The sequence below is a fragment of the Tardiphaga sp. GW821-FHT12E02 genome, assembly GCF_058807155.1.
The window spans coordinates 2,870,779-2,885,867 of sequence record NZ_JBXAQK010000001.1 but is presented as its reverse complement, the minus strand read 5'-3'; the positions used below and the strand labels follow the sequence as shown (position 1 = coordinate 2,885,867).

The following is a 15,089-nucleotide window of genomic DNA, read 5'->3' as shown; positions in this document are numbered from 1 at the left end:
TTCCCTCCCAACCAGATGTGTGTGGCCCTCATTGATCGATGAGGGCTCGTTTCGTTTGCTTATAATCATCACCGCCTCGCGGCGGCTCGTCTTCCAGAACGTTAGGATACCACGCCCGCCACTACGCTGGCGCACAGGCCTCTTCTCTTGCAGCTTGCGCTGCACTTAACGTGTTTGCCAGCAAGCATGCGATCGTCATGGGGCCGACACCGCCGGGCACCGGCGTGATCGCACCTGCCACATGGATTGCCTCATCGAAAGCGACATCGCCCACCAGGCGCTCCGTGCCGGATGACGAGGTGATGCGGGTGATGCCGACATCAATCACCGTTGCGCCGGGCTTGATCCAGTCACCCCGGATCAGGCCGGGCACGCCGGTCGCCACCACCAGAATATCGGCGTCGCGGCAACGCCGTTCGAGATCGGTGGTCAGCACATGAGCGACCGACACCGTGCATTGCTCCTGCAGCAGCAAGCGCGCCATCGGTCGGCCGACCACATTGGACGCTCCCACCACGAGCGCGCCGAGACCGGCAATATCTGCATGGACGGAATGGATCAGCCGCATCACGCCGAGCGGCGTGCAGGGAGTTAGCGCACCCTTCATGCCGGTGGCGGTGCGGCCGACATTGAGCGGATTGAAACCATCGACGTCCTTTGCAGCGCTGATGGTGCTGACGACTTTCACGGTGTCGATTTCCGGCGGCAGCGGAAACTGGACCAGGATGCCGTGCACATGAGGATCGGCATTCAGCCGCTCCACCAGATCCAAAAGCTGCCGCTCGGTCGTCTCAGCGCCGAGCATGTAGCGCCGGGACGTCATGCCGACAGCCTCGGTCTGTCGCACCTTATTGGCAACATAGACGTGGCTGGCTGGGTCATCGCCCACGAGAACGACTGCCAGGCCGGGCGGCGGTGAGCCGTCCGCGACGAAGGCGGCAACACCGGCTGCCACCTCCGCGCGGACCTCTGCCGCAATCGCTTTTCCGTCAATGATGCGCGCGGTCATCGCCTCGCCTTACGCCTTCGACAGATCGGCGCGCCGATTGTCCTTCTTGTAGGGGGCAGCGGCAACCTTGGCGCGGATCATCTTCTGGCGATGGCCGGGCTCGCCCCAGACGACCACGACGTCGGTGCCGATTTCGGCATGGGCGACATCGATGGTGCAGAGCGACAACATCTCGCGGAAGTAATAGCTGTAGCCACGCGAGGTGGTCACGCCAACATCCTTGTCGCCGATGAGCACGCGGTCGGCATACATGAAACCACGCTGGTCGCGCGGCATCTCCATATACTGATATGGCTCCTGGTCTTTCTGGAACAGCGAGGCATGGACATCGGCGACATCTTCGCCGTTCCAGACCAACGTGCGGATCACACGGCGCGGATTGGCCACTTCCTCTTCGAGCGCGGCACGCCCGATAAAGTCGTGGTCGAATTTCACGGTGCGTCCCCAGCCGAGTTCGACAGGGCTTCGATACCAATCGCGGACATCGTCTGACTGAAAGCTGCCTGCGATATTGAACGTGTTCGCGAAACCAGGCATCGCCTTGCGGAATTCGTCGCGGTAATCGCTCATGTCGTCGTCGAAGATCGCCGGCATGTAATCGGTGACGATCGTCGGGAAACACGCCTCGAGGTGGTTGATGAAGATGGCGCGGCCGCCGATCTTGCGCAGGCCGAATTCCTGGCCGGCAGCGACAATGGCATCATAGACCTGCGTAGCCTGGGCGATCGGCCCTTGCAGTTCAAAGCCGATTTCACCCGACATGCCCTGACGCAGAGCGAGCATCTTGCAGCCGGCAATCTCGATCTCGCCGGAATGCATGAACTTGATATCGCGCAGCGATGTCTTGGCGACCTTCTCCAGCAAAGCCAGCGCGGTGGGGCCGGCGACCTGGAAATTGAACCAGTCATCGACTTGCGACGTGACGTTATAATTGCCGCGGCGGCGGTTGTATTCGACCCAGAACGTGCCGCGGCCGAACAGCATGAATTCGTCTTCCGACAGGCGGCTGAGAATGCCTTCGGCGATGACCTTGCCGGCCTTGTTGGTGTGGACCACATGCTTTGACTGCAGGATGTCGAACTTCTCGAAGCTGCTCACCGACGTGTCGGACAACAGTTTCAGCGCGTCCGGGCCCTTGAAGCGGCGCTCCCACAGGAACGACCAGTCACCGATCGAGCAGGTCTGTTTCCAGGACATGCTCTCGTCGATCCAGTCGGTATATTCGGGAAGGCCCCAGCGCGAGGTGAAATAGCCTTCGGGCGTCTTGCGCAGATTCTTCGTATCCATGTTCGTTTCTCCCAGTTTCTAGTCGGCGAAGACGATGGTGCGATCACCATTGATGATGAGGCGATCCTGCAGGAACAGGTGGACGGCACGGGACAGCACGCGGCGCTCGATGTCGCGGCCCTTGCGAACGAGGTCTTCAGGGGTATCGCGATGGCTGACGCGTTCGACGTCCTGCTCGATGATCGGACCTTCGTCGAGATCGCCGGTGACGAAATGCGCCGTTGCACCGATCAGCTTCACGCCACGGGCATGCGCCTGATGATAGGGTTTTGCCCCTTTGAAGCCCGGCAGAAAGCTGTGATGGATGTTGATGCAGCGGCCTGACAGATAGCGGGCGAAGTCGTCGGACAGGATTTGCATGTAGCGCGCGAGAACGACGAGATCGGCAGCCGTCTGCTCCACGATGGCCTTGATCTGCGCTTCCTGTTCAGCCTTGGTTTCTTTGGTGACCGGCAGGTGATGAAACGGGATGTCACCGACAAGGCTGACGGTCAGTGACGAGCGCGGATGGTTGGAAATGATTCCAACAATATCCATGTCGAGTTCACCGAGCCGGTGGCGGTACAGGAGATCGCCGAGGCAGTGATCGAATTTGGAGACCAGCAGCAACACGCGCTTACGCGCGGTCTCGGCGCTGAAACGCCACTGCATCTCAAATTTTTGCGCGATTGCGCCGAACCGTTCCTTGACCGCCGCCGCGCCTGCACCATCGATGGCGACCCCGACTCGCATGAAGAAACGGCCATTGCCGGCGTCATCGACCTGCGCCGCCTCGACAATATTGCCGCCGCTTTCGAACAGACACCGCGAAACGTCGGCGACAATTCCAGGCACGTCCTTGCACGACAGCGTCAGAATATGGCGCTCGGCAACCTTCGGTTCGGTTAGCAAAAGTCGGTCTCCCTACCAGCACGCGCAACAGAAATCCGAACGCCTTGCGGCCGCGGGAAGCGCAATAAGATGTTGTAATCAGGGAATAAAACGCAGGGACATCAGCACCGTCGGCTTATTTCTGTCTCTGCATTCCTCCCCCGGCCCGCCCGTTTCCGAGCTGTTGACATAAGTCTAGCCAGATCTCCGTCATTGAAAATCCGTTATTGTTTGATATGAGATATCAGTATGATGGATATCAGACGCCTCGACTTGAACCTGCTGTTGCTGTTGGACGGGCTGTTCAGGGAAGCGAATCTGTCTGCCGTGGCGCGGCAACTGGGCATGAGCCAGCCCATGGCGAGTGCGGGCTTGCGGAAGCTTCGCGAGTTTTTTGGCGATCAGCTCTTCATCTCGACCGGTCGGGGGATGCGCCCGACACCATTTGCCGAATCCATCTCGCCCGCCGTGCGCACCGTGCTGGTGACGGTCGATGAGCACATCCTGCGCAAGCCGCGCTTCATTCCCGAGGAAAGCGAACGTATCTTCACCGTCACGACCACAGATATCGGCGTGCTTATCTTCATTCCGCCCATCCTGCAGCGCATCCGAGCGATCGCGCCAAGAGTGAGCTTGCGCTGCGTGGCATCGTCACATGATCAATTGGAAAGCGCACTCGAACGCGGCGACATCGATCTGGCGATCGGCTATTTTCCGGACCTGATCGGCCCCAACGTCAGTACGGAAGACCTGTTCGATCATCCTTTCACCTGCATCGTGCGCAGGGATCACTCGACGATCGGTGATACGCTCTCGCTTGATGAATTCCTGGCCGCCGACCATGTCGTGGTCAACCAGCAAGGCCGCAGCCAGGAAATTTTCGAACGGCGGATCCGCGAACTCAAACTGCAGCGCCGCGTCGTGCTGCATTTGCCGCATTTCATGAGTGTCCCGCAATTGATCGCCCGAAGCGACCTGATCGCAACCGTGCCGTTTTCGCTAGGCGCCTGGTATGCCGATGCAGGGCTGAAGCTGTTACCGCCGCCGGTCTCGATCCCGCTCATCGAGCTCAAGCAGCATTGGCATCGACGCATGGAGAACGAACCGGCTATCCGTTGGCTACAGAGCATCGTCTCGGATGAGCTTCGTAACAGAGATCCCGTGCTGGCTTTGTCGGCGGGCTACGCGGATCCCCGCGCGAAAGTTACGAGAAGCTGATATGCACGGGACGCCCTGCGGGGCTTAAAGCCATCGAGCCAGGTGGAAACCGATATCCGGACCAAACCCAAAGCGGCTTAAGAGACAACAGTCAGAGAGCAAATATCGTGATGGAGCCGGGCTTGTCGCGGCGGGCAGCGTCCCGAGGAGAGCAATATTTCAGGGCGCTGTACCAAAGGTTGCAGATGGCACCCCCTGCGGCGAAAGGCAAAGATTCCATTCCGATGGCGAATATTCTCTGAGGCCCGCACTTCCCCGGCAATCTACACCCCACGGTGAACCTCCGTAGTGGGCCAGAATAAGCTCGGCGAGAAAATCGCCTGGTTTTCGACGGGTTTTCTCGAACTTGGCTGGGGAACTAGGATTCCAGCCCAGACTCGCGTCGCTAATCAAAAACCACTGTCCTGCAGGACTCTCCAGATTGACCGCGGCGGTCGTGTCACGTCACTGTGGACCATCACCGTGGACCATTCAAGTCGCTGTCCCTCCTAGTTCCTGCTTGGGCGACTTCCGACAATTATAAGCCGTCTTTGAGCAAAGCTCGGAATACGGGATTGCGTCTCCGGGGGCTGCGGTGGCCGGCATACCTCTGTGGTCGGCAGACAAGCCCCCTGAATCGCCTAGCGTCTTCTGACAGCCTGAGGGAACGGATCATCCGGACCCAAGGTCTTCGCAAGTCTCTCTAAAAACGACCGTTTTTGACCGGTCGGAGAGGCTGCATCGGCCTGCTTCCGGACTGTGGATGACCCGAACAGATCCTGGAAAGCCATGGGATTCAAAAGGAACTTCGTGCAGAAAGGCATGAAATCCGCGGGAGGCAAGTTTAGGTGTCCAAGCCGAGATCTTTGTCGGACGACGAAATCGCGCTGGTGAAAGCCATGCTGCGAAAAGGTTGGCGGAATGACGCCGTCCACTTCTATTTCAATCGCCCGGACCGTCTCATCAGTTCGGGACGCATCGCCCAGATTAAGGCTGGGAAATACGGCGCCGCCGTTGATGAAGCGCTTCCCGAAGAACTTGATGACTTCCTTTCGGCGTGGGCGGATGGCAAAACGGAACGGCCGCCTGCGCCCTCGCCTGTTGATCAGCGAGCTCTGCGATCCTTCTTCACGCGCACCGGCGGCGGATGGAAGCTTATCGGCGGAGAAACCGATCGCATCGAATGCAAGGCGGGCTTTCGCCTTAAGCCAGAGGATCATTTTGCCAAAGTGGTACGGGCCATCGCAGCAATGGCCAACAATAAGGGCGGTTACATATTTTTCGGAGTAACCGACGGCACCTTCCGGGCGGACGGCCTGTCGGATGAAGCGTTCCGCAACACCGATGTCGCGTTGATCAATCGAGTCCTTGTGGGCGCACTCGACCCTGTGCCTCACGTCACCAAGGCGACAATCGAACTGGGCGGAAGCCTAATCGGCGTGCTGTACGTCGAAAAGCACGACAACGCCCCCGTTCTGGCGATCAAAAATGTCGGACAAGAAGTGAAGGAAGGAGGCATCTATTTTCGATATGTCGGCGAGACACGCCTCATAAAGCCCGCCGAACTTCGTCAAATCATTGCGACGCGCGAGCAGCGCGCAATAGCGGATTTTGGTTTCCGCGTCAGGCGTGTCGCAACCGGCAGAGACGCGACGATCAACCTCGACAGCGGCGAAGTTTCCGGCGCAACCGGCAGGTTCGTCATCGATAGCTCGCTTCTTTCGACGATTCAGTTTGTCCGTGAAGGAGAGTTCACCGAACAAAAAGGCGCCCCCGCCCTTAAGCTCATCGGCGATGTCGTACCGATCTCGGATGTTGATAAACAGCGCACGCACGTTATCAGGGAGAATGTCACTCCTGACGCCGCTGTTCGCAATTTTCTGATAAGCGAGAAGGTCGCCGAACCCCTCTCCTACATCCAGTTTCAGGCGTTCACCCCGCGACGATGGATGCCCATCTGGTTTTACGTAGAGCAGGTGGGGAAACCCGCACAGGAAATAGCCGCCGATCTCAAAGCCAGTATCGCAACGCATCCGTCATCCCGAGATGCTGTCGTGGCTCGACTTTTAGGAAAGGACAATGCCTTCCGCCCTGCTGCAGGCAAAGCGGGTGAGTTACTCGTGAACTTGATGAAAGGCGACATCGACGCCCCGAAAAGCGTGAAAGATGACGTTGTATTTGCAGGAGCGGTCCAGGGCCTTCCAGATACGATGAAGAACAAGGATTTGCTAACCATTAGAAAGACATTGATCGGATGCTTGGACCGGGCCAAGGACGATCTCAAGGGGCTTCGACGCGGTGCCATTTATCGAGCTGCATGCCGCTTGGACGAGCTTCTTTATGCGACGCGCGGATGAGCGTAACGGCCGAAGTGCGATAATTCGCTGGCGCGAAGACCGAACAGTATTACTGAATGCCCAAATTTTTCAGGTAAGATCTGGATGGTTACATTCTTCGATCTTCAATAGCCTTGCGGGTAATGTCTCCAATCTCGATATTTGCTCGGAGGCATCGTGTGTCGCGCTCACCTTCAAGGCAGGCTGCGTTCCCGCGCCTTACGAGGTGTCTGGAAGTAAAAGCGCACGCCAAGAAGAACTTGTCATCTCTGGCGCGGCTCCGCTCAGAAGCCCAGGCTCTTGTGACGTAAACAGCCAAGCCGACCGTTCCGGGCACGCCAAATCCGTCTTCGACACGAAATTTTACGGCGACGAATAATGGTCCTTCATGACGAAACGGCTCTGAAGGTTGATTCCTACGATGATGATGAATGGAATTGCTAAAGCCAGTGGTACGGCCCTGCACATCGAAACGAATCGGCGACACATGCCAAATGCTTATCGCCGCGGAGCTGAGACTGGCCGGAATTCCAGCGTTGAAGGTTCCCGACAACTGGCCCGGATAAGATGTAGTTGCACGACCCACGAATGGACGCGCTGTACTTAAGCTTTGAAAGAATTGTTTCACGGACTATTTCGGCAGAGGCAGTACGGTAATCTGAATTTTCAAGGAGAAGAGTTTGTTGCGTTCTATTAAGCTTCTTTTTTCTGCGCGAGAACCCGTTCTACGCTCGCCTGAAGCGCAGCCAATACAGTCGATAACGCCCGGCAACATCATAGACGAGTTCTTCCAGGCCAGCGTCGACCGGAAGAGAGACCTTGCTTATGCGACGATGACGAGTAACGCGTGCCTGCATGAAGCTGGTCACTTGCTGATGGCCGAGTTAAACAACATACCAATCGATTTTGTTTCTCTCCCTAACTATCAAGATTTCTTCTTTCAAGCGGGCGGAATGCCTCAAGTGAATCCGGCAGCGGCAATCCGCAGCATGGATGTTGCGCGTAAAGTCGCATTTTATTTAGGTGGCATCTTTGGCGAGTTAAACATTTACGATAATGACGCGCTTGCAAACCCACACTCTATCTGTGCTTTTACATCTGGCTGCGTCGGTGACCTCAAGAAGGTGCTGGAACATATTCGAAACGATACAGCCGCCGACCAGCAGATGCGAGATCTCGCTACTAAGTTAAACTCTACTTTGCATCTATCGCGAGATGGAAAAGATGAACTGCGATTCTTGCAACATCTTGATTGCCTTAGCTTGAGCCAGTTTCAGTATTTTCGCGTTCACTCAATGAGGCATCACGCAATTGCAACTCAGCTGTATGATCGTTGGAGAGCAAGAAATTTCTCTGCATTCAAGGAGTACAACCCGCAATTTTAACCGAGTTAAATTGCGAAAACGGACTTTTGAAAACAGCTCGTTCGCATCAGGCGCTCGAAGCTCTCAACAGAAACAGTAACCCTTTCGGTAAAACGTTATTTGCTCAAAACCGTCGAAGGGAACAACCCACTAATCTCAGAAGGACATCCGGAGCATCAGATGAAAACACCGCTGTCCTGGACACGATACATTCTTTCCTGCCTGTTTGCGGGCACATCACTTCTTTGCGGCTATCCCATACTATACTTGATGCAGCATGGCTCAAACTCTCTTACCTGGCCAAACAATGCTAGTCCCACACCTCTGATTTGGTTCGACAGAATTTTCGGCTCGATACCAAACAAGTATCCGGACATCGTTTTTCTTGGATCGACGTATGTCGATATGTGGTTAAACAAGTCGCATGCGTTCTCGGGTGGAGGATTTATCGCCGCTTCGTCGCTTACCGCCTACACGGTCGTTGCCTGCACGTTGATCCTCGGTGGAGGAGAGATTGCATCACGACGGGTCCGCCTGGGCCAATACGGGAATGCGAAATGGGCTGCTCCAAAAGTCTTATCCGCACTTGATAAAGGCATCGAGATTGGGATTAACCCCGCAACTCTGAGACCGACACGAATTCAGATCGAGGGCAATTTGCTTACGGTCGCGCCTCCGCGCTCCGGTAAGACCGGAGGCTTCATTATCCCAAATCTTGCATTTCCAGAGCCGGACGCCTGGGCCGGTCCCGCTGTCGTTGTGGATCCAAAAGGCGACGTTTACAGAGCAATACGGCGCCGACGGGAGGCGATGGGGCGCGTCGTTCGCTGTATTGATCCGCTGAACATGGCTGGCGGAACCGACCGATGGAATCCGCTACTAAAGGTGAATCCTGACGATATTCTCTATTTGCAAAGCATGGCCAGCGCATTGTTGCCGCCGATGAAAGAAGGTGGCGACAGCAACAGCTATTTCCAGAGCCGAGCGAACGACGTCATTGTCGCTGCAATACTCTCCACGGTACGCAACGGTCGGGCAGATCCAGTCGGTGCGGCTGAACTCCTGATGCAGCCATCGAAGCTGCAGAGCGCACTTGAAACCCATGTTGATCATGCCTCTCTCGCAGCAGCTGAGATTTTGGCAATGGAGCCAAAGTCACGCGAGGACATTATTTCGACCGCGCAACTCGCGACACAGTGGCTTCGCGACCTTCGGATGCAGAAGGTCGTAACGGATCACACGTTTGAAATGTCCGATCTTGCGAGCGGTGACGTTGATTTGTTTATCGTCTTGCCCGCGGATGGTAAAAAGAAGATTCTCGCACCATATGTTCGGTGGCTGCTGGCAGATCTATTTTCTTCGGTTCGAGAAAATCGACCGGCTGAACGCATCATCGCGTTCATCGATGAGGCGTTCGTGCTTGGCCGTTTCGATGCCATTCTCGATGGCGTTGGTGAACTGCCCGGCTATGGCCTGTCGCTCTGGACGTTTTGGCAGACGCGATCTCAGTTGATCGGGACATACGGGGACGAAGGTGCAACTACAATGATGAATACCGCCGAGATGGTCAATGTCTTCAATATCTCGTCTGCGGATACGAAAGAGAAAGAGTACTGGTCGGGCGCAATCGGAGACTATACCGGAATTAAGGTCAGTGCATCTCCCGACCCCAAGACTGGAAAAGACGTCGAAACCCGTTCCGTTGAGAGTATACGTCTTGCGCCGGCGTCGGATCTGCCGACATTGCTGCAGAAGCATCAATTGGTGTTCCTGACGGGCGGGACGCAACCGCCAGATCCGCTTAAACTCTTGAAAACTGCGGCATTCAAAGACGCAAGATTTAGAGACCTCGTTGATTTCCAAGCCCCTGTTGGAAAATCGACCTGATTTTGCAATTATTCCACGGCCACCGGCGATGTCGCGTAGCCCTGGCTCGGCAACCAGTGTCGGACGAGATAAGTGCCATCAAGGTTATGTATGATGCCTATCTTTTGACCCGCCAGCAGTACTGAAGAGCTTTTTACTCCAGATGGGGTTTGCCACTCCACGATTATTGACGTTGGAATGGTGACAACCGACGCAGTGTTTTTCCAAACGAGGAATAACGCAGCGCAGACTGGAAGAAAAAACAGGCTGCCAATGATCCCAGTTACCGAGTGCGTAGCTAGGGCGTGAGAAAATCCGCGCCAACTCCTAACCGCTCGCCACGTTAGAGCGCTGGTATTCGATCGGCGTAGGTTTGATGCCAGAGCTTGCCGCAATTTTTTTCGGTCTGATGGGATCAGATCTGGATCATCGATTGCACGCAATTGTTCGGTTGGCGGCAATCGCATGAGATCGCCCAATCGTTTGGCGCTGACCTCGATGATTTTTCTTTCGGCCTCGCCAAGCCTCTGCGCGGCTTGCTGGTACCGCACACTCAGCGCACGCTTGCTCACCCGACCAACCACTCAGCGGCGGGCCGCACAGCGTCCATTGCTTCCTTCCTAAATCGCTCCAGGTCTTTCTGGATACGTAAAGCCGGACCGATGCCGTATTTCTCGCGCAGCAATACAGGATCGATTTGCGCGATGCTCGCCAGTCCACCGGTCTGAAGAATTTCGTCGGCACCCTTTTCGAGCACTTGTTGCTCGAACGAAGTAGCCGTCACGGCTTTATTGTGTTTTTTGAGCCATTCTGGATCGACGTTTTCGTGAAGACGGTTCTCGATCATAAATTGCGCCGACGCCCAAGATTTTGACGCCGTCAGAATGGATGAAGCGGCGGCAAGAGCCGCATGTTCAGTAGTAACCACTACGCAGACAGCAAACTCAAATCCGCTGGCTTTCAGCGCGGGCGCGATCTCTTGTATCACTGTGAGTAACGTGATCGACGTGTTGGCGCCGACGTCAATAATTGTAGGCGTTTTTGCCCGTTCCAAAGCTGACAACACGTTATCGAATTCGGCCCGCGCAGCCTTGCCGCCAGTTCGTTCGATAGCCTCCCGGTCGGCGCGCATTTTGAAGAACTGGACGCGATCGCCGAGCTCGATGAGACGGGAGCTGGAATCAATCTCGATGACATGCGCGTCTACGACCGCTTCAGCCAACGCGCGAGCAAACACCGTCTTCCCGACGCCACCCTTTTCTTGTGTCACGAATAGTATGCGGGCCAATGATTTACTCCTTTTTGAATAGTGACGATTGAAGTTTTTGGTATGCGGCAGCCCGAAGCTCGTGCTCGGCGTCTGTCTCGTCCGGCTTACTTGGCAGGTCCGATACGTCGCTGCCAGAAAGCGCCAGCTGAATCTGCTCGTCTCGCTTGCTGGGTAGCGTGTCCGACCGGGGCGTCGCCCGCTTCAGCGACTTCCGTCGCTCTTGTCCCTCGATCTGACTGACCAAGGCGGTCAGGCGGGCAACTGTGATCGGAACACAAGCCTTCCCCTGGACGATGCCTTGCTGTGCAAGAGCTTCGGCGATGGCCGCCCATGTAACGCCGTCCTTACGCAAATCGTAGATGGCGGGAAGCGCAGCTCGGACGGCCGCGGTCGTGCCCACTCTCGTCGGAGCGCGAGCCCTCTGGAGCCGCTTAGCGTCGGCACGAAGCTGTTTGGGATCAAATGGCATAGGCGCGCTTTCTAGGCGCTCCTGCCGAACCTAGCGAGTACTAGACCGTGCTAGAGATACTAGAGCATGTACCATTTCATTACCATTTATTCTAGTTTTCACACCATACGCACTAAATTGCTTAACCCCTTGCGAAGCGAGCTCGGGGCATAGGCTTGTGCCGCCATGGGAATGATGCGAGCGAGTTTGCTTTTGCTTGGAGAGACACCACTTGCCAGCGATTACATATACCGTTGCGATTGACGAAATGCTTGAAGAACGCCTGAAGCTGCATGCTGCTGCGACCAAGAGACCTCCAGAAGCGCTGATTGCCGACTGCGTCTCAATACACCTCGATTCAGCTGCCAGATTTCGCTTCTTGCTTGAACGAATGGATTTAGTCGATCAGGGGCTGATCGATATCGCGTCCTTCGTCGGCGACGTGGCGGCTGAGGCGGCACAGAGCCAGCCTGCCAACGATCGCTCCTAGTTGCCATGACAGCGTCCCTCCACGCCCTTGCAAACGGACGTGACGCCGGTTTGTACTATGTGAACGACCCTCAACGAGAAAGTCGACCAAACGCCCGCGACGAATATTACACCGCGGACGGCGGCGGTGTCTGGTGGTCGACCGGTCAGACCGTGGTGCAAAATGGCGCTGCGATCGACCGCGAGACCTTCCGAGACCTCTGCGCCGGGGTCGATCCCAGAAATGGGAAAAGCCTAGTTCGCGCCGCCGGGCCCGGACATAGGGCGGGTTGGGATTTCACCTTCTCCGCCCCCAAGTCAGTATCCATCTTGTGGATGTCCGCTGATGAGGAGCGTCGCAGCCTGATTGTCGCCGTGCACCGCGCAGCTGTGGGCAGAGCTCTACAGCTGTTTGAATCGGAACAGCTGTTGGAGGCTCGGTTGGGGCAAGGCGGCTACGTCCGCGAGCAACCTGTCGACGTCATTGTCGGGCGTTTTGCGCACTACACTTCACGAGAGGGTGACTGCAACCTGCACGAGCACTGCGTACTGCTTAACGTTCTTGGTTGTTCGGACAAAAAGTGGCGCACGGCAGAAACACAGCGCGCCTTTACAAACCTCACATTGTTAGGCGCGGCCTATCGGGCGGAGTTAGCCAGTGGTTTGCGCCAGTTAGGATTTCAGTTGCGCGAAGCCGGCCGCGGGCAATTCGAAGTGGCAGGCCTTCCTACGCAACTTTTGGATCAATTCTCTAAACGTTCCCAGCAAATTGATGACGAGGTGGGCCGTGGGGCGAGCACACTGCAAAAAGCAGTGGCTACGCTCAAAACTCGTCGCTCTAAGGGTGACGTACCCGTTGGCGATGCTTTGGAAGAGCGATGGCGGAATGAACTTGCTGAAATTGGATTCGATCCCTGGCACGATGCACTGGCCCACAAGGTTGCCCCTTCCCAGGAGCCTATCGTCGAATTTCAGCTAGATAAACCGCCGATCCATATAGCTGGACCGGTCTCAGCTGCAGCAGCTCAACTTTTTGAGCACCAGAGTGTCCTCACGAGAAACGAGCTCCTGCGCACCTCGCTTATAAATGCGCCTTTTCGATCAAAAAACGTCGATGAAACGTTCGCGGAATTGAAACGGTTAGAGAATGACGGGTCATTGCTGAAGCTGCAGGATAGTGAACTTGCGTCTCACTGGACAAGCCCAATCATCGCCAGCCGCGAAGCGAGTCTTCTGCGAGCCGCCGATCGATTGGAAGAAGGAGACTGGTTTCAATCTAAGGCGCTGGCAGAAGCCTTGAACGAAGCTGCATATCTCTCAACTGAGCAGAAAGACGCTGTTCGGTTCTCTTGCAATCGCGATGGCGTTGCCATCTGCGAGGCCGCATCGGGTACGGGAAAAACTACGATAGCGCAGGTGATCGTCGATGCTGCACGGAGATCGGGTCTTTCAGTCCTTGGGCTCGCGCCGACGTGGACCGCAGCCGACGAACTGTCCAAATCTACCGGGATCACAACTTCCGCCATCGCGAAGTGGAGATACGACAACCGCGTTTCTGATAGCTCATCACTTAATCCCGATACTGTCCTGATCCTTGACGAAGCCAGTATGTGCGGAAGCGCGGACTTAGAGGAGGTTTTACGATTGGCAAAATCACATCACTCTAAGATTATTTTCTTAGGTGATAGACGTCAGCTAGAAGCCGTCGCTGGAGGCAATCCACTCAAAGCAATTTCAGAAATCACACTTAAGTCGGCGACGTTGACACAAGTTCGGCGCCAACACGTCTCGTGGCAGCGCGCGGCGTCGATCGTGATGGCGCAGGGAGACGTTGAATCTGGCTTGCGAGCATATGCGCGAAACAAGCGAGTCGAATTCGCGTCAGGCGAGCGAGCATTGTTAGAACGCACTATTGAATGTTGGACGCAGCTGCGCATGCAAAACGGCGAAGATGTTCTTCTTATCACACGTAGGAACGCTGACGCTAAACGCTTGAATGACGCCGCGCGTGTCACCCTATTCAACGAAGGGAAACTTATTGGAAAACCTGTCAGTGTCCGTTGTATTGACCGCGATTCGAAACTGACAACCTTAGAGATCGCGGCAGGCGATCGCGTACGGTTTGGCGAAAACATCCCGGACCTGAGTATCAGAAATGGCACGCGGGGCACCGTAGAAATGATTGCTTCGCAAGCAGCCGATCCGGTGGTTCTTATCCGACTTGATAGTGGAAAATCTTTTGAAGGTCCATGGTCGTTACTCGCGCGCGAACGATTCGGAAAAAGATCGCCGCCAAAGATTAGCTTCGCTTACGCTGGAACAGCCTATTCTGTGCAAGGCCGCACCTCTTCGGCATCAGTGCTCATGGTCAACACCGCGACTGATGCACGCGAGCTCTACGTCGGACTTACGAGGCATCAGAAAGATTCATATGTCGTGGTTGAATCAGATCGCCTGGTAACAGCTGGCCGTCGACACGTCTCGCAGCTCAACGCGGCCGCTGATTCAACAGTGATGCTGGAACAGCTTTGCGCAGAAGCACGTTGCTATTCAGAGAAGTCAAACGTTGTTGACTTTGTTCAATCACGCGCGGTTTTCATCAACTCGGGTATTGTCACCCTCGCTTCGTCACCCGCGGTTTGGAGCCTCAAGAAGATAGCCGAGGCCGCACGCCAAATCGCTCACGCGTTGCTATCGGATTCCTACGACTCTCCAACGATCAGTACTCGGCGCAACCCAGGGGATAGTTTAACGCGGTACACGGCGCTTTCGTCTAAGATATCGGCGTACGTCTTTAACCTCAGACGTGAGCTTTCAAATCTTCGGCAGCAGCGTACGGCGGCCCGCATAACTGGGGTAGAGCGTTCAGATCGTGGTCGCTAAGGGCCCAGCTACGACGGCAAGAAATGAACGATAGCCTCTGCGGTCCTCGCAGGCAGGCCCGGCTGAAGAAGCACGATCTTCGGTGATATCG

11 protein-coding genes are annotated in these 15,089 nt (G+C 55.9%); 6 read left to right on the top strand and 5 right to left on the bottom strand.

Annotation, left to right across the window (positions count from 1 at the left end; translation table 11 throughout):
* Positions 1–121: 121 nt before the first annotated feature.
* Genes folD through purU form a run of 3 tightly spaced genes read right to left on the bottom strand, consistent with a single transcriptional unit; the run spans position 122 to position 3,187 of the window.
* Complete coding sequence (gene folD, locus AC1RQ5_RS13505) at positions 122–1,009, bottom strand: bifunctional methylenetetrahydrofolate dehydrogenase/methenyltetrahydrofolate cyclohydrolase FolD (protein ID WP_493199547.1); 888 nt, start codon at positions 1,007–1,009, stop codon at positions 122–124.
* A gap of 9 nt (positions 1,010–1,018) precedes the next feature.
* Positions 1,019–2,296 (bottom strand): aminomethyltransferase family protein, encoded by a 1,278-nt coding sequence (locus tag AC1RQ5_RS13500; RefSeq protein WP_493199546.1) that lies wholly within the window; start codon positions 2,294–2,296, stop codon positions 1,019–1,021.
* Between the two features lie 18 nt (positions 2,297–2,314).
* Positions 2,315–3,187 carry a formyltetrahydrofolate deformylase gene (purU, locus tag AC1RQ5_RS13495; protein WP_493199545.1) on the bottom strand — a complete coding sequence of 291 codons (873 nt, stop codon included), beginning with the start codon at positions 3,185–3,187 and terminating at the stop codon, positions 2,315–2,317.
* A gap of 228 nt (positions 3,188–3,415) precedes the next feature.
* On the opposite strand from purU, the gene AC1RQ5_RS13490 reads away from it, so the two are divergent.
* From AC1RQ5_RS13490 to AC1RQ5_RS13475, 4 genes are all read left to right on the top strand, one after another.
* Positions 3,416–4,384: a LysR family transcriptional regulator gene (locus tag AC1RQ5_RS13490; protein ID WP_398477925.1), complete on the top strand. Its 969-nt coding sequence runs from the start codon at positions 3,416–3,418 to the stop codon at positions 4,382–4,384.
* An 827-nt stretch (positions 4,385–5,211) separates the two neighbouring features.
* A complete protein-coding gene (locus AC1RQ5_RS13485; protein ID WP_493199543.1) occupies positions 5,212–6,720 on the top strand; it encodes an AlbA family DNA-binding domain-containing protein in 1,509 nt (502 codons plus the stop codon).
* A 659-nt stretch (positions 6,721–7,379) separates the two neighbouring features.
* Positions 7,380–8,084 (top strand): hypothetical protein, encoded by a 705-nt coding sequence (locus tag AC1RQ5_RS13480; protein ID WP_493199542.1) that lies wholly within the window; start codon positions 7,380–7,382, stop codon positions 8,082–8,084.
* A gap of 159 nt (positions 8,085–8,243) precedes the next feature.
* A complete protein-coding gene (locus tag AC1RQ5_RS13475) occupies positions 8,244–9,950 on the top strand; it encodes a type IV secretory system conjugative DNA transfer family protein (protein WP_493199541.1) in 1,707 nt (568 codons plus the stop codon).
* Positions 9,951–10,497: 547 nt separating this feature from the next.
* Here AC1RQ5_RS13475 and AC1RQ5_RS13470 read toward each other — a convergent pair.
* Together AC1RQ5_RS13470 and AC1RQ5_RS13465 are read right to left on the bottom strand one after the other, a co-directional pair.
* Positions 10,498–11,217: a P-loop NTPase family protein gene (locus tag AC1RQ5_RS13470; protein ID WP_493199539.1), complete on the bottom strand. Its 720-nt coding sequence runs from the start codon at positions 11,215–11,217 to the stop codon at positions 10,498–10,500.
* A 4-nt stretch (positions 11,218–11,221) separates the two neighbouring features.
* Complete coding sequence (locus tag AC1RQ5_RS13465; RefSeq protein WP_493199537.1) at positions 11,222–11,668, bottom strand: hypothetical protein; 447 nt, start codon at positions 11,666–11,668, stop codon at positions 11,222–11,224.
* 211 nt (positions 11,669–11,879) lie between these two features.
* Here AC1RQ5_RS13465 and AC1RQ5_RS13460 point away from each other — a divergent pair, with 211 nt between their 5' ends.
* Positions 11,880–12,137, top strand: coding sequence for a hypothetical protein (locus AC1RQ5_RS13460; RefSeq protein WP_493199535.1), 258 nt, complete (start codon positions 11,880–11,882; stop codon positions 12,135–12,137).
* A 5-nt stretch (positions 12,138–12,142) separates the two neighbouring features.
* Entirely contained in the window at positions 12,143–14,998 is a 2,856-nt protein-coding gene (mobF, locus tag AC1RQ5_RS13455; protein WP_493199533.1) for a MobF family relaxase, read from the top strand.
* Positions 14,999–15,089: the final 91 nt, after the last annotated feature.